The sequence below is a fragment of the Streptosporangium sp. NPDC000396 genome (assembly GCF_042898655.1).
Classification (GTDB): domain Bacteria; phylum Actinomycetota; class Actinomycetes; order Streptosporangiales; family Streptosporangiaceae; genus Streptosporangium.
Map to the genome: position 1 here is coordinate 13094 of NZ_JBIAZA010000034.1, position 16169 is coordinate 29262.

General features: G+C 63.8%; 13 protein-coding genes and 1 pseudogene. 11 read left to right on the forward strand and 3 right to left on the reverse strand.

Features of this window, described 5'->3' with window-relative positions; translation table 11 throughout:
• The first annotated feature begins 1 nt into the window (after position 1).
• The 4 genes from ACFY2X_RS38550 (at position 2) to ACFY2X_RS38565 (ending at position 1872) form a co-directional block, all read left to right on the forward strand.
• Entirely contained in the window at positions 2-478 is a 477-nt protein-coding gene (locus tag ACFY2X_RS38550; RefSeq protein WP_389948028.1) for a dCMP deaminase, read from the forward strand.
• Positions 479-844, forward strand: coding sequence for a VOC family protein (locus ACFY2X_RS38555; RefSeq protein ID WP_389948029.1), 366 nt, complete (start codon positions 479-481; stop codon positions 842-844).
• Positions 841-993 (forward strand): hypothetical protein, encoded by a 153-nt coding sequence (locus ACFY2X_RS38560; RefSeq protein WP_389948030.1) that lies wholly within the window; start codon positions 841-843, stop codon positions 991-993. The genes ACFY2X_RS38555 and ACFY2X_RS38560 overlap by 4 nt, the downstream gene beginning before the upstream one ends.
• 168 nt (positions 994-1161) lie before the next feature.
• Positions 1162-1872: a UDP-galactopyranose mutase gene (locus ACFY2X_RS38565; protein ID WP_389948031.1), complete on the forward strand. Its 711-nt coding sequence runs from the start codon at positions 1162-1164 to the stop codon at positions 1870-1872.
• A gap of 863 nt (positions 1873-2735) precedes the next feature.
• Here the strand turns inward: ACFY2X_RS38565 and ACFY2X_RS38570 are convergent.
• The gene (locus ACFY2X_RS38570) at positions 2736-3500 is read right to left on the reverse strand and encodes a PIG-L deacetylase family protein (protein WP_389948032.1); all 765 of its coding nucleotides are present in this window, start codon (positions 3498-3500) and stop codon (positions 2736-2738) included.
• Between the two features lie 673 nt (positions 3501-4173).
• Here ACFY2X_RS38570 and ACFY2X_RS38575 point away from each other — a divergent pair.
• The 7 genes and pseudogenes from ACFY2X_RS38575 to ACFY2X_RS38605 all read left to right on the forward strand — a co-directional run.
• Positions 4174-6021 (forward strand): N,N-dimethylformamidase beta subunit family domain-containing protein, encoded by a 1848-nt coding sequence (locus ACFY2X_RS38575; RefSeq protein ID WP_389948033.1) that lies wholly within the window; start codon positions 4174-4176, stop codon positions 6019-6021.
• Positions 6022-6122: 101 nt separating this feature from the next.
• On the forward strand, positions 6123-7169 hold the full coding sequence (locus ACFY2X_RS38580) for an NAD-dependent epimerase/dehydratase family protein (protein WP_389948034.1): 1047 nt from the start codon (positions 6123-6125) through the stop codon (positions 7167-7169).
• Between the two features lie 14 nt (positions 7170-7183).
• The gene (locus ACFY2X_RS38585; protein WP_389948035.1) at positions 7184-8380 is read left to right on the forward strand and encodes a DegT/DnrJ/EryC1/StrS family aminotransferase; all 1197 of its coding nucleotides are present in this window, start codon (positions 7184-7186) and stop codon (positions 8378-8380) included.
• Positions 8381-8383: 3 nt separating this feature from the next.
• On the forward strand, positions 8384-8845 hold the full coding sequence (locus ACFY2X_RS38590; RefSeq protein ID WP_389948036.1) for an NUDIX hydrolase: 462 nt from the start codon (positions 8384-8386) through the stop codon (positions 8843-8845).
• 4 nt (positions 8846-8849) lie between these two features.
• Positions 8850-9683, forward strand: coding sequence for an integrase (locus tag ACFY2X_RS38595; RefSeq protein WP_389948037.1), 834 nt, complete (start codon positions 8850-8852; stop codon positions 9681-9683).
• The gene (locus tag ACFY2X_RS38600) at positions 9665-11683 is read left to right on the forward strand and encodes an NAD-dependent epimerase/dehydratase family protein (RefSeq protein ID WP_389948038.1); all 2019 of its coding nucleotides are present in this window, start codon (positions 9665-9667) and stop codon (positions 11681-11683) included. Before ACFY2X_RS38595 ends, ACFY2X_RS38600 begins: the two co-directional genes overlap by 19 nt.
• A 46-nt stretch (positions 11684-11729) precedes the next feature.
• A pseudogene (locus ACFY2X_RS38605) lies at positions 11730-12911 on the forward strand (MFS transporter); the annotation flags it as partial.
• Positions 12912-12932: 21 nt separating this feature from the next.
• Here the strand turns inward: ACFY2X_RS38605 and ACFY2X_RS38610 are convergent.
• Together ACFY2X_RS38610 and ACFY2X_RS38615 are read right to left on the reverse strand one after the other, a co-directional pair.
• Positions 12933-14126 (reverse strand): ROK family protein, encoded by a 1194-nt coding sequence (locus tag ACFY2X_RS38610; RefSeq protein ID WP_389948039.1) that lies wholly within the window; start codon positions 14124-14126, stop codon positions 12933-12935.
• A gap of 291 nt (positions 14127-14417) precedes the next feature.
• Positions 14418-15539, reverse strand: a complete 1122-nt coding sequence (locus tag ACFY2X_RS38615; RefSeq protein WP_389948040.1) for a ParB/RepB/Spo0J family partition protein — start codon at positions 15537-15539, stop codon at positions 14418-14420.
• Between the last annotated feature and the right edge of the window lie 630 nt (positions 15540-16169).

A 16169-nucleotide genomic window follows, 5' to 3' on the forward strand; every position in this document is an offset into this window, starting at 1 on the left:
GATGACCCGCCCCACGGACGCGGACCGGCACTGGCTAACGCACGCGATCGAGCTCTCCCGGCGCTGCCCGCCGTCCGCCACAGCGTTCAGCGTCGGATGCGTCGTCGTTGACGCGACGGGCTTCTCGATCTCCAGCGGTTACTCACGGGACTCCGACGAGGTCTGTCATGCCGAGGAGTCGGCACTGGGCCGACTGAGCATCGACCAGCGTTTGACCGGGGTGACGCTCTACACCTCGCTCGAACCCTGCAGCGCGCGGCGCTCCAGGCCGCACAGCTGCGCCGAGCTCATCCTCGCCGCCAGGATCGGGCGCGTGGTGTTCGCAGCGCGAGAACCGTCGCTGTTCGTCGCGGACTGCGTGGGCGTGGAGATACTCGCCGCTGCCGGGGTCACCGTGGTAGAAGTGGCGGGCATGGCCGAGCTCGTGTATGAGATCAACGCTGACATCCTCGGCCCAGACTCTCCGATGGGGCGATAGATGCCAGTGCAGTTACGGATCGAGTTGTTCGTCGCCGACCTCGTCGCCTTCCTCGACTTCTATCAGCGGGTACTGGGCTTCACCGCTGTCCAGGCGGACACCGGCTCGGGCTATGCCGCCGTGCGCAGGGACGGTGTGCGGATCGGGGCGGCGCTTGCGTGGCGCCCAGTCGACCGGGCTGCTCGAAGCGTGCCGGACGGGACGGAGATCGTCATTGAGGTCGACGACGTTCGCGCCGAACGTGATCGCGTCATCGCAGCGGGATGGCCGTTGGCTGAGGACCTGAAGCTCCGTCCTTGGGGCCTGACCGATTTCCGCGTCCACGATCCGGACGGCTACTACCTGCGGTTCACCGACACCAGTTGACCCCCACTCCGGCTCGGCGCCGACCAGGAGCCTGGGCGGACGACATCCTGCTGGAGCCGGACCTGGTAGTCCGGATCACGGCGTTCGCCGACATCTCGGCGCTACACGGCGAGTTCGAACTGGCCGAGCTATCCAGCCGCGATAACTGAACGCGTCTTTACGACCTGCATACCTGAACACGATCCTCGCCGTGAACGCCGCTGAGATCGGTGGTCATTCGCACCGCGCCGGGACCGGCGAAAGCGATCACCACGGCGAGTAGGAAAGGATCCCAGGCGGCCAGTGGAACTCCGCCCACCTGGTGCGACAGTCGGACGATGGCACCGGTCAGGTCACGAGAAGACACCGTGAAACAATGGCAGACCGATCCCCGGGAACTGCCCGCCGACATCATTTCTCGCCTCCCTGTGCGCTACACCTTCGACGGCCGATATTTCGAGGACACCTACGAGGGACTGCCTCGTGACGGCTACGCAGCCTGGCTGGGGCGCATGGCGGAGCACCCGAGGATCGAGATCCGGCTCCAAACCGACTTCTTTGATCTCAGCTCGAATCTCGCGGGATCCGTACCCGTCGTCTATACCGGGCCGCTTGATCGATACTTCGGATACGCCGAGGGCAGACTGGGCTGGCGGACGCTGGATTTCGAACTGGAGACCAAGCCGATACGAGACTTCCAGGGCACTCCGGTGATCAACTATTCAGATCCTGCTGTTCCGTACACGCGAATTCACGAATTCCGGCACTACCACCCGGAGCGAACCCACTACCCAGACGACTGCACAGTGATCATGCGGGAGTACTCGAGATTCGCCGAAGGCGATGACGAGCCGTACTATCCGATCAACTCCGCGGCCGATCGGGAGGTACTCGCCCGCTACAGGAAGCGTGCGAAGTCAGAAGCCGGAGTGCTATTCGGAGGGCGGCTCGGCACATACAAGTACCTGGACATGCACATGGCCATCGGGTCGGCGCTGACCATGTTCGACAACCGGCTGCGTCCTCTCTTCACCGGACGCGCTCTCTAGACGATCCATTCCAAGGGGAAATCGGTGATCGTAGGCGGTCAGTGAACGCGGTACGGCCTGGCCGGTGGTGTGGTTGTGCCAAAGAGCGGCGGTCAGGGCGAGAAGGCGGTGCAGGACGCGGACGATCACTCCCGCGGGGGTACGGCCACCATGCCGTTCCAGGTCAGGTTGGCCTTTCAGAGTCTGGTTGACCGATGCGACTTGACCGATGCGACCACCTGGCGCAGTAGCCGTACTCGGCCCAGCCGGCCAACTCCGAGCGCTTGGCGGTCTGTCGTGAGCGGCCGCATTCCCCGGCGTGGAGTCGGCGACCCACACGTCATCGGACCAGAACGCGGTGCCGGTGGTCGGCAGGCGGATAAGGCGGCCGATGAGCGGGGCCGTACGGCGCAACCGCTTGTTGTAGCCGGGCCGCTGGGCAGGCAGGGGAACAACGGGCGCAGGTGGGCGTGCGCGTGGCGCAACCAGCGGGCTTCGCAGGTGAAGCCGAGCAGGGCCTGCATCACCGCCAGGGTGACCGGCTCGGCATCGCTCAGCTTCGGCGTCAGGCCGACTTTCGGCCGCCACAGGCCCAGATCCGGTGAAGACTTCAGCTGAGGAGCGGGTGTTCAACCAAGGGCCTGCGGCAGTTGAACACCCGTGAATCGCCGCGACGGCCTCGCGGACAGGCCACCGGCCATGGCGATCATCCGATCGCCCGCTCCGGGCGGGACTCGATGATCCGCAAAGCCGCAGATAACACGATCGTTGCGATTGCTGCCGCAGCGCCGAACCTTCGACGTGGCGCTAGGCAGCCGGATCGTCAAAGGCGCCGGCGTCGTCACCGTGACGGCCATGGACAAGCACCCACGGCCCCGCTTGGTTCAGCACACCTCCCAGAACAATTCCGCTTTCGTCCCGATGCCGGAGTCCCGCGCCCTGGCGGCAGCGATCGCCTCCAGCGACGCGTAGAGGTCTCCGCCCTTTGCGAGCATGCCATGTTGGGAGGCGTAACAACCGATCGCCTTGATCTTCGCCCTCCAGCCCGCCTCGCTCACCGCGACCGGTCGCGCGCTGACCGGAGAGGACACCTCCAGCTGCGGAAGACCACCCTGCGCCGTGACATAGGGCTGGTCCTCCCAGAGTCGCAACGGTGTCCTCGTCCCTAGCGTGGTCGCGAGAACGGCATCGCGGGTCCGGCGGTGGTCCACGTGGTCGCCGATCGCCGCGCAGGTGAGAATCAGCTCGGGTCGCATCTCGTCGACGACACCATCGAGGTAGCGAGTGATCTCCTCAGTGAGCTTCGGCTCGTCGTCCACCGAGGGATCGGTCGGATCATCGTCGATCACCCCGTTCCCTTCGGCATCGATCCTGTAGATGACGTCCTGAAAATCACCGTGCCGGGGAGTCCCGCCCAACGTGGCGACAGCGTTGATGTCCTCTGTTCGGCGGTGGGCGACCGGCTCGTCGGGCAACTTCCACATGTCATGAAAACGTCTGGCGATAGTGGTGTAGGGCGGTTGCGCGTGCCCGGCGAAGACTGTCAGAACGGTCACGTCATGGCCGGCGGCGGCGAGGTCGAAGAGATGCCCTCCCACGGACAGAACGGCGTCGTCGAGATGAGGCGAGACGGCAAGTATTTTTCCCATGTTCCTCCTCAGGAAGACTGTCGCGTCGCATCAGAAGGGGCACCTGGTGACCAGAAGTGTCCCGTACGCCGGGACCGGCGACGGCACCAGAAGCCCGTTGCGCGGGCTGCGAGGAATGCGCAGGTAATTCGGGTACCGTCGGCCGCTCACCACTTCCGGCGCTTCCGTTCGCGCGCGTCAGAGCAAGACCGTTCGCGATGACCATGGCACCCGCGCAGGCGTCAATATAAAAATGACGCCCACTTAAGCATATGATTCATATACATATCAGGCATTTTCAACATATGTCAACGCCCCTTGAGGCCGAGGTTGACTATTGACAGGAAGAGCCATCGTGCCCTGAAATGCGGATCGACATGCCTGGGTACTAAAAATGATGACGAACACCCATTTTCCTCCTTGCAGCAAAGCATGAACCTACCTATGATCACCAACGCGCCACCGGCATCTCCTGGCATCAGGGAAACAAAGGGAACGCGAGTCCGGTTAGGCGTCCGTATACACCCGTCCGTTGCGGACGAGTGGGCGGGTGCGAGACATCTTCAACCACACCAGCGGGGATCCCGAGGTGGCATCCGGAAGAATTCGCGGACCGCTTGCGAGACACCCACGACCATGGACGGAAGATCGTCCCGTCGATTTCCAAACATTTCACTCCGAAAGGCCGCTCTCGATGCTGCGCGCTTATGCGGAAGCCACGTCGTGCGTTCAGGGAAAGACTCTCGCATTCCACATCCGCACGGACGGGGCGGAAATCCCCGCAGGCCGGGTCAGGGTTGAGAACGTGATTAGCGGTGAGAGCCTCGTCGAAGAGCTCTTCACCGGGCATACATGGATCCTGAAGGTCGCACGAGACTGGCCGAGCGGCCTGTACCGCGCTGCCCTCTCGCCGGGCCAGGAAGAGGTTTACTTTGTTGTCCGCGCTGCGGTCCCGGGGGAGACCTCTCCCGTCCTCATATCACTGCCTTTTCCCACATGGCAGGCCTACAATGAGGTCGGCGTGGCGCATCAGGGGCTCTACCAGACAGAGCAGCCCGATCGGGCGACCAAAGTGTCTTTCGACAGGCCCGGCGGCGGGCCACCACCCGAGCGCTGGGAAGAGGGGCTGCTGCGCTGGCTGGCTGAATCGTCTCACCACGTCGAATACTGCTCCGGGCTTGACCTGCATGATGGCGACGACCTACTCGCCGGTTATCAGCTTCTGGTTGTCAACGGCCATGACGAATACTGGTCGCTGGAGATGCGCGAGGCCGTCGAACACTTTGTCAAAAAGGGTGGCAATCTCGCCGTTTTCTCCGGTAACACGTGCTGGTGGCAGGTCCGCTTCGAGGATGACATGCGGACGATGGTCTGCTTCCGCGACGCCTTCAGTGACCCCATCGCCCTGATCGACCCGCTCCGGGCCACCGTGGAGTGGTCGAGCGCCCCTGTCAACTATCCAGAGAACAGTCTGATAGGAGTGAGCTTCCGGCACGGCGCGGGCTGCTGGGACAACACCGAGGTGATGGCGTCGGAGGCGTACACCGTTCGGTTCGCCGACCACTGGGTCTTCGCCGGCACCGGCCTCACCGATGGCGACAAGTTCGGTTTCGGGGCCGTCGGCTACGAGACCGACGCCGTCCACTACGAGGAGATCGACGGGATCCCGCGAGCCACGGGAAAGGATGGGGCACCGCCTTCCTTCGTCGTCCTGGCCACGGCCGACCTCTCTCACTGGCGCGACTACGGCCAGGGCGGGGCGGCGACGATGGGAATCTTCCGGCTCGGAGCCGGCACCGTCTTCAACGCCGCCACAGTGAACTGGGGTAGCTCGCTGAGCGACCCGGTGGTGGCCCGCATCACGCAGAACGTCGTCGAGCGGCTCTCCCGGCCGCTGCTCCCTACCGGCTTCGAGACCATAGGCCAGGCAGCTGACATCCGCGCCCTGGCCGCCTGTGACAACTCCCTATTCGGAGTGACCAGCGACGGATCGCTGGTCTGCCGCGAGGTCTGTGGACAGAATCTCCGGTGGCGTGCTGCCGGGGACGCACCCGGCGTCATCGCGATGGCGTCACCGCGGGAGGCGCACGGAGGGCCGCCGGTGGGCCTCTACTCGCTCAACGAGGACGGGCGGATCCTGTACCGGTGGGGCACGACCGCCCCAGCCACGTGGAAGGTCGTCGGAGAGGCGCCCGACCGGGCCACGGCGATCGCGATCGCGGACGAAACCATCTTCGTCGTCACCTCCGACCGTGCGCTGTGGCACTTGCCCATCCGCCTGCTCGGGAAGGCCGAAGGCTGGCAGAGAATTGATGGTCAAGACAGCGACATGATCTGTCTGACCACAGCCGGAGGCCGCCTCTTCGGCATCAGCGAGGCGAACAGGATCGTGACCCGCCTTCCGCTGCGCACCACAGCTCCGTGGGCCGAGCTCGGTGATGCCGCGCGGCACACGGAGCTGGCCGGGTACGGCGGCCGGCTGCTCGCCACCGCTCCCGGTAAGCCCCTGCAGTGGCGCACGGCGACCCCAGACATCGGTTGATCCCTGCTCACCTCGTGGAACCGCGTGTCCCTGACGCCTGGAGCGCGTCTCCGCACCGAAATCCACGAGCCCCCCAAGAGAGAACAGGAAGGTAAGTTTCGATGGAACGACGTACGGTACTTGTCGCCGGCGGCTGTGGATATGTCGGATCGGCGCTGGTGGAACGGCTGTCCGGTGAGGGCGACCGGGTGATCGTCGTCGACAACGGTCTGATCTCCGGTCTCCGGATGGCGAACGCCTCCTATGTAAAGGGGGACATCCGTGAGGTAGGCCCCTGGGAGAGCCTTCTCGACGGTGTGGACGTGGTCGTCAACCTGGCAGCCATCGTGGGTGACCCTGCTTGCGGCCTGGACCAGGATCTCGCCTGGGAAACCAACTACATCGGCACTGTACGGCTCGCTGAGGCATGCCGGAAGCATCGTGTGCCTCGGATGGTGTTCGCCTCCACGTGTAGCAACTACGGAGTGTCCTGGGGCGCCGAGGCTGACGTCCATTCGGCTCTTCATCCGAAGTCGGTGTATGCGGAAACGAAGATACACGCGGAACACTATCTGCTGTCGGTCAGGGACGCCGACTTCTCGCCCCGCATCCTGCGGTTCGCGACCCTGTACGGGATCGCTCCCAGGATGAGATTCGACCTCGCCATCAACGTCATGACCGCGCGGGCGGTGCTGGACCGGAAGATAACCGTGGCAAACGGCGCGCAGTGGCGTCCTTTCCTGCATGTCCAGGACGCGGCCAGGGCGATCGCCACAGTGTTGAGGGGAGAGCAAGCCGACGGCGTTCCGGAGATACTCAACTGCGGATCCAACGAGCAGAACTTCCGCATCCGGGAGATCGGCGAACTGATCAAGCGAGAGGTTCCCGAGGCCGAGTTGGTCATCGACGATGATCACAACGACGGCCGGGACTACCGGGTCAATTTTGATCGTATCCGGAAACACGTCAACTTCACGCCGGAAAGATCACCAGTGGACGGAATACGAGAGATCCGGGATGCCATCCGCACGGGCGACTACCTCGACTACCGAAGCCGGAGATACAGCGACCACGACACGCTGAAGGCCAGGCTGGCGCAGCGAGATTTCGACTTCCTGGACGGAAGTGTGCCTTCCTGGCCGCAGATGTCATTCACTACTTCCCAGTGAGGAGAGCGATCAGCATGATGCAGGGCAAGAAGCCAGCAGTGATCACCGGGATCCCCGAGTTCGCCTCCCCGATCCCGGTGACGCGGCCGGCCCTCGACGTGGAGGAGGGCATGTTCGCGGCTTTCAGGAAAGCTCTGGAGTCCGGCTACATCACCAACGCGGACCAGGTGCGGGACTTCGAGCGCGAAGCCGCTGAGTTCCTCTCGGTGGAGAACGTCATCGCGGTGAACAGCTGCACTGCGGGTCTCATGCTGGTGCTGAGATGCCTATCCGCCACCGGAGAAGCGATTTTACCCAGCTTCACCTTCATGGCCAGCGGCCACGCCGCCATCTGGAGCGGTTTGGTCCCCGTGCTGGCAGACTGCGACGATCTGACCTATACGCTCGACCCAGCCAGCGTAGACACCGTGAGCGGGGAAAGCTCGGCAGTCGTGATCGCCACTCACATTTTCGGCGTGCCGTGCGCTGCGGATGCTCTGCAGGCCGTCGCCGCACGTCGTGGCCTTGACGTGGTCTACGACGCCGCGCACGGGTTCGGGTCGGTGTACGCGGACGGTCGCCCGGTCGGGTGCAGAGGGATCGCCGAGGTCTTCAGCCTCAGCCCGACCAAGAATCTGACCGCGGGAGAGGGCGGCCTCATCGCGACGAACGACGGAGAACTCGCCAAGCAGCTTCGCATCGCTCGGAACTACGGCAACCCGGGTGACTACGACAGTCTCTTCGCCGGGCTCAACGGGCGGCTGGGCGAACTGAACGCGGCACTGGGCAGGGTAAACCTGGCACGGCTACCCGAACGTCTTGATCGCCGCCGTCGGCTGGCGGCGCAATATCGCAATCGGTTGGCAGGCGTGCCCGGGATCGGTTTCCAACACGTCGAACCCGAAGCTCTGACCGGCTACAAGGATTTCGTGATCCGCGTCAACGCTGAGGAATTCGGGGTTTCTCGAAACGTTCTGGCGGAGGCACTGGCGGCGGACAACATCTCCACCAGGAAATATTTCGACCCGCCGCTTCACCGGCAACGGTCCTTCGCAACCGCGGTGACCGACAGGGACTCGCTGGACGTCACCGATCGTCTTTCCAGAGAACTTCTCACGCTGCCTCTCTTCGACCGGCTCGAAGAGAAAACCGTGGATCGGGTATGTGAAACGATCGTCCGCGTGCACCGGAACAGCGAAGAAGTCTCCGCCGCCCTGACCGCAGATGGATGAAACATGAAGAACTACGTAATGGAATTGCGGGCGTTGGTGGGCACCAGGCCACTCATCCTTGCCGGCACCTCGGTCGTGATCGTTGATAACGAGGAACGCGTTCTTCTCATGAGGCGTACGGACACCGGGGACTGGGGCCTTCCCGGTGGCCTGATGGAGCCCGGTGAGTCGTTCGAGCAGACCGGGCATCGCGAAGTCCTGGAGGAAACGGGTCTGCGCCTCGTCGAGATGGAGTTGATCGGTGTGTTCTCCGGGCCCGAATACTTCTACACCTATCCCAACGGAGACCAGGTGTTCAACGTGACCGCGGCCTACCGTGGGAGGGCTGTCGGCTCGCCGACCTGTGACGCCACGGAGGCCGATGAGCTCCGGTTCTTCCCGGTGGACGCGCTCCCTGACGACATCCTGCCCCCTGAGCAGCCGATCCTGGCGGCCTACGTGAAGTCCCGCACCGCGGAAAGGTAACGCTGTGATCGTGTCGTCGGCCACCGCGCGGGGAACCGGCGAGGCCAACGAGGACGCCGTGCTCGCGAGTTCTCGCGTTGTGCTTGTAATCGACGGGGTCAGCCAGTGGTTCACCCGGGAATCGGGGTGCCACCATGGCACCGTCTGGTACGTCGACCGGCTGGCGCGGCGCATCCTTCAGCACGCGAGCGGTCCGGGCCCACTCTGCGACGCCCTGGCGGACGCAATCGCTGACGTGGCCGACCTGCACCGCGGCAGTTGCGATCTCACCCACCCGTGGACCCCGGCCGCGGCCGTGGCGATACTCCGGGAGTCGATGCGATGGGTGGAGTATCTGGTGCTCGCGGACTGCGTGCTGGTCGCCGAAACCCGAGATGAGGGGATTCGGGTGTTCACCGACGACCGGTTGGCCCTTCTCGACAGGGAGGCACGCCAGCCGAATGCCGATGCCGAGCTTCGCCAGCAGCTGGCCGGAGGATTCCAGGGACTACGCAACCGCCCGGACGGTTACTGGATCGCCGGTTCCGACCCTGAGGCTGCCAGGCACGCGATGACCGGATGGCTGCCGAGACAGGACCTGCTGCGAGCCGCATTGATGAGCGACGGCCTCTCCTGCCTGGTGGACGGCTACGGCGTGATGACGTGGCAGGAGGTCCTGGGCACGCTACACGACGAGGGTCCAAACAACCTGATCGAGATGGTGCGCAACTGGGAGCGAGCCGACGCGCGCTGCTCGCGATGGCCGCGAACGAAGAAGCACGACGACGCCTCAGTCGCCTTCTGCGTGTTCTCCCATCCAGACCGGAAAGGATGGCGCCCATGGTCTTCAGGAAGCTGAGCGGCGTGGTGATGACCCACCCCTCACGGCGCGCCATGGCTGAACGACTGCTCCACGGCCAGGCGGGCGGCTGGCTGGACCTCGTCACCGACCCCGAACCTCACGGTTCACCCCACCCGCTGCGAACAGCCATGCGCGCATGGTCCGCGGTCCCCTCGGGCGCCTCCCATCACCTGGTCCTACAGGACGATGCGCAGTTAACCAGCTGCTTCCTAGACCGTGTACGGGAGACCATCGAACTGCTTCCCGACGCGGCTCTAGCCCTCTACGCCAACTGGAACTCCAGAAACGGCGCGATGGTGCGCATGGGCGCCCTCGCCGGTGCCCGGCTGGCCCTCGCCGCGAACGAGTACACGCCGCTGGTGGCATTGGTACTGCCGGCGAAGGTCGCGAGCGGGTTCGAGGAGTATGCGCGGCGCCATGGCCGCGGGTGGTCCGACGACATCACCATGCAGCGGTATCTGAAGATTTCGGGCGTGCCGACCTACCTGGCCGTGCCCAACCTGGTGGAGCACGGTGACGTCGTAAGCCTCGCCCAGAACGACGCCCACGGTCTCCGCCGCTCGGCCTGTTTCTCGGCCGTGGAGGTCAGCCACCGCCACAGCGGCATCGAGCACCGGCTCGACGCGACCGAGGCGATCCCATTCTTCAAGAAGGGAGTGTCCTACTGCGCCGTCCGCATTCCCGCGATGGCGGACCAGACGTGGGAGACGGTGAGCTGCGAGAGCTATCTCCGCAGGCTGGGGATCGCGGTCCCAGCGCGCGACTTCACAGGTACCGGCCGGTTGCCCGGACAGGTACTGCGTGGTGTGTGGATGACCGCTTTCGCGATGGGAATCCTCCGCGCCCAGGCGGTCTGTCAAGGTAAGGACAGCTGTGGTGACACCGCCTCGTCCGACGCGGTCCTGGACTTGGCCCTGGGAACGATCGGTCCCGGAGGGTTGTGCGACTCCCTGCCTGCGGCGACCTTGGAGGAGACAGCGGCGGAGCTACGATCGCTCGCTTGGGCCGGGCTGGTGGAGGGGCTGAACTTTCGACGGGGAACGGCCACGAAGCGAGCGCGCACAGCTCGCCGTGTCGTGTCTCACCCGAACAAGACGGACCGGCGGATCCTGGTGACCGGTGGCGGTCGGAGCCCACTGGCCGAATACCTCACCCGAGGCCTCGCCGACAGCGGTCTGGCCGTCCTGAGCTGGGACATCGAACCGATCGGCCAGGGGCATCCCGGCATCACCGTCATCCCGCCCAGCGCTTCGGTGGAGGACGTCCGACACCTGTTCTCGGCGACCACCGCCGTCGTCTTCCTCAACGGCCTGACCGACTTCTACGGGGAACGTCAAGCCTGGTGCCGCAGCCCCCGCTGGGGTCTGCTCGGGCACGCCATGGCTGCGGGCATCCGCAAGCTGGTCTGCTGCAGCACCCAGCAGGTGTACGGGGACCTGCCGGTTCCCGCTGATGAGGAGACACCCTTCGTATCGCTGGCCGAACCTTTCGCCGCAGCGGCCTGGGCCGGGGAGAGCATCTGCCGCTCTATTTCTGACAGGTCAGACGCGCTCACCCAGGTCGTGCGGTTCGCCACCCCCTACGGCCCGGGCGTTCTGCCTCGGCATCCACCGGGCTCATTCATCTGCCAGGCGCTTCGCGGAGAACCGATCGAATATGCGGGACAGGCGGACCAGCAGGTTCAGCTCGTCCATGTGGACGACATGGCGCAGGCCCTGCGGGCGGTGGTTCTCTCAACATCGACGACTCCGGTCCTCAATATCGGTTCCGTGTCGCCCACGACCGTGGGAGAGCTCGCGAAAATGGTGACCGGCCTGGTGAAAGCGGTGCCGGCCCGGTTCGCGAATGCGGCACCGGAGACTGGAGCCTCGGGCGTCGTGTGCACCGACCGGATGAGCGACGACCTGGGTTTCCAGACCGCCGTCCCCATAGCCGACGGAATCCGCTCCTACGCCCAGTGGCTGGCCTACGACGACGTCTCCTGGCAGTGGAGATGACCGCCATCACATTGACCGGTAATCAACCCTCCATAGGGAAGTCTAAATGGGACCCTGGGCTCCAGTTGGAACCGTAACCAATGATCTTCATGCCGTGCGCCGGGCGGTGGCGATCTACTTCGTGCTCAATGGAATCGTCGTCGCGCTGTGGGCGTCACGGATTCCGTCCATCAAAAACGATCTCGAGCTTGACGATGCGACACTGGGCCTAGTCCTTATCGCCAGCCCTCTGGGAACGGTCATCGGGCTGCTTCCCGCCGGCCTCCTGATCGACAAGTTCGGCAGCCTGGCGATACTCAGGACAGCCGGTCCGATTGCGGTCCTCACGTTGCTGGGACCAGCCCTTGCCTGGGAGCGCTGGTCTTTGGGAGCGGCACTATTCGTGTTCGGCTTCACGGGCGCGCTTGCGGACGTCGCGGCGAATACCTACGCAGTGCTCGTCGAACGGGCGTATCAACGCCCGCTCATGTCGTCCTTCCACGCTACCTACAGTCTTGGTGGGCTGATCGGAGCCTTGATGGGGGGGCTGTGCGCAAGCGCAGGACTCAACCCAGCCATGACGTTTCTTCTCATAGTGGCGCCCGGTTCAGTGTCGGCCGTCTTCGCGGGCCTCAAGGTAAGGACTCTCAGGCAGGAGCACCAGGGCTACAAGAACGACCCGGAAGCCGCGGACGCCCTGGCCCTCGTCCCCACCCCACGATCCAGCACGTGGATCATCTGGATCCTCGGCGCCGTGGGCTTCTGCAGCATGCTGGCCGAGGGAACTGTCGAACATTGGAGTGCCGTCTACCTTCAGGATTCCACGGGAGCCTCACCGGGTCTCGCCGCCAACGGCTTTGCCGCTTACTCCGTGGCCATGATGGTGGGACGCTTCGCCGGGGATCGCATCGTCACGATGTTCGGCCCTGCGTTGCTCGTCCGTGTCTGCGCCTTGATTAGTGCTGCTGGCTTGATAGGAGGGCTGGCTAGTCAATCCGCCCTTGGGGGAATCATCGGTTTCGGCGTGCTCGGCATCGGGCTGTCGTGCGTCTTCCCCCAAGTTCTCACTGTGGCGGGGAACCTAGATCCGGCACGTGCGGGAAGCAGGATCGCGCGCGTCTCCAGTATCGGCTACATCGGGATGGTCACGGGTCCCGTGCTCATCGGGTTGACCGCCGCCCAGCTCGGTCTTCCTCTCGCACTCGGGATTCCCGCGGTGCTCATGCTGGGCGTGGCCGTCGGTGCGCGCGTCATGAAGACCCCAGGGCGGTCAGATGTTCTTCAGCCAGTCGGTAAGGCTGAAGACTTCCTCGCGCGCCAGGTCCAGGGCACGACTGAGAGCCCCACTGACGATCGCGTCGTTTCCGAGCGAGGACAGCAGGAGCCTCGGTCTGGGAATGACCGCACGATACAGATCCCGCTCAATCATCCCGAGTAACCGCTCGCCACCGGCGAGCAGCGTGTCGCCAGCGAGGACAATCAGCTCGGGGTCGATGATCGAGACGAGAGGGGCAAGCCCGGTGAGCATTCTGCCGCTGATTTCGTTCAGGGCTTCCACGGCATCGGCTGGGCCACGGCCGCCAGCCGGGGAATCCACCAGAGTCGCGACTGCCGCACGCACAGCTGCCCCAGGAGTGTCACCGTTGAAGCCGCGAGCACGAAGGGCTTTAAGCACGCTCGGTCCTCCGGCCACAACCTGCATGCCGTAATCTTCGTCCGCTCCTACCTCATGCATCTTTACCGCACCTTCGACAGGCATATAACCCAACTCGCCGGCCCCTCCGGTCGAGCCGCGATGAAGCTGGCCACCGAGAACAAGTGCGACGCCGATGCCTTCCGCGGCCCAGAAAAGCGCAAAGTTGTCACACCCTATCGCGCTGCCATGCTCCAACTCGGCCAGAGCCAGGAGGTTGACGTCGTTCTCAACCTCCGTAGGCACACCGAGCATTCCGGTCAGTGAGTCAACAAGGTGCGGTACGTGCCATCCAGGCAGGTGCTTGGCGTATCCCAGCCTTCCAGTTTTAGGATCAATCGCACCCTGAATACCCACAACAATCCGAGCCAGCCGGCCGATGCCGATCCCAGCCGACCTGCAGCCCGCGGATATCGCATCACGAAAATGCACCACAACATTTTCTTTCGAATGCGCGTGGACCTCGCAGGCAAGGCGACTTATTACATTTCCGGAGATGTCTGCTATCGCAACCGATATGCAATTCGGGGTTATGTCAAGACCGGCGACAAAGGCAATTTCCGGGTTGATGCGGTACAGCCTCGCCGCACGCCCCACGTTTTCACTTCTAACTCCGTCCGCCACGATCAGCCCGTACTCCTGCAGCTGGGCGAGGATCTGAGACATGGTGGTTTTTGACAGCCCTATAACACTTCCGAGCTGACGACTGGTCAATGCGTCACACTCAAGCAGTGTCCTGAGCACTGTGCGGCCGTTGAGCACACGCAGCATGCTCGGCTTCCCCGGCATGGGTACAGTCACAGACGGATTATCCTTTGCCCTGCGCCACCCCTGCACCTGGCGTAAAGCTGCGCTCAACACTTACCAGCCGCAGAACAGTAATATGAGCATCTCCAGCTACCCTATAGCGAGTACCACGCGAGCATCACCAATCGGCCGATAATTCTATGTGTTTGTGACATGTCGCGCAGGGCCCGTCACGCGGGGTTGAACCCGGGCCTCTCCAGCGAAATACACGACTTGGTGAATCTCGCTGAACCTACCGAAGAGCGGCAGGTATTGCTATCCTTCCGCCCGCACTCTAGGCCGCACACCCCTTCGCTCGACATCCTCAGCGAATTCCGACCATGCGGAAGCGCTCTCCTTGGCCACTTGGCAAACTAAATCAACACAGTGTTCAGGAATCGCGTCAATCAGTTGTTCCCAGGATGGCTTGAGCGAAGCACTGACGCTAAGCAAGCGAAGGAGGAGTCGGCCGCGCTCTCCGAACCGGAGAGAAGGATCTTTGATCAGAATGTTCAACGGTGACGTCCGGCGCTGGTCACGTTCGAACTGAGACGCCGGGGCCGAGTGTGATCTGGAGGGGACATCCAAGAGCGGGATGCTGGACGTGGGCGGACGCTTCTGAGGTGCCGACCTGGGCTGCGCACCGGCGGACCGCAGCGGACCCGGTAGCGGCCCCTCTCCACGCCTCAAACGCTCACGGACATCCCGGACCGTGCTCGGCGAGATCCCCGCCTGCTGTGCGATCTGTCGAAGCGATGCTTGTGGCTCTTTTGCGATCAACTCAGCCGCGCGAATTCGGCCGGTGGAACCGTCCAGTGGACGGACCCGACCGTCACGCCCCAGTCGCGCCATCGGCTGGATGTCTCCATGAAATGCGGTACGGCGGACGTTGCTCACCGTCCGGGCAGACAGTCCTGCGATCTTGGCAATTGCTCTGTCAGACCAGTGTGGGTGTGATCGTACGATGCGGTCAGCCGCCGCCGTGCGGTCGTTGACGGAGAGCGGAAGACCATGAGCGGTATTCTCTTTGACGGCAATCACGAAGGCATCGCGTTCATCGCCGTCGAAGAACCGTACACGTATGCTCTTTTCCTCACGCAGCACCGCCGCCTGTAGCCGATGCATTCCGTCCACGACCCGCATGGTGGGCCGGTGCACGATCACCGGGGGCAGTACGGTCTCCAGACTGGAGAGCAAACGCACGTGCTGCAGGTCCTCCCCCATGCTCCGCGGCGTGTCTGCCGAGAGCAGTAAGTGGATGGGGACCATCTCAACTTCCGAGAATCTGAAGCGGTAGTTCTCGTCAAGTGCCTTTTCCCCGGTGTGGGTCACGTGCGACGAGGCGGTTGTTCCGGTCCCATTAACCAAAATATTTTCCCATCCACGAAGCCTTTTCACTTCCCGTTCCCGAGCTGGGTCAATTGACGGCCCCCGTGCACTCCTCCAGCCGCGACCACTCCCTGTCCCGAAAGAGCTCCCGTGCAGCGCGCCATGTCGCACTCCGATGAGCCCCACACTTCCAGGCAGCCTCCCGATGACCGCTTCGCGCGGCGAGCCGTCGACTCAGCTTTCTTTTACAGGTAGTTCTCGCGACATATTGAAACCACTGTGGGCCCACGACCCAGGACTGTCAACCAATACGTCAAAACATGTTGTTCTACGAAGCCTTGGTTGACACCCGACACATGGCGGGGCCGCTCCGGGATGAGTGGAGGCCCTGGTCTGCCCCGGATCTCATGGAGGCGATGGTGTGCCCCGGATCCCGCAGAGCCGGGGCACAGAGCCGCCAAGAAGAACTTCCGGAGGTGCCTCCTCATTTAAGAGGATCGCGGCACACACCTGAGGGATTCGACTGTCCCGAACAGTCCCGAACAGCCCTGAACGGCCCTGAACGGCGAGCCCACTCCATCCTGATGCCGCACTGGGACTCCGGTTTATTCCTGCCCTTGTACGGCGTGACCACGGAACCTTCGGCGCCCTGGCACCCCTAATGGGTTCAGAACGGGCCCGGTCCTGATGGTGGGCTCC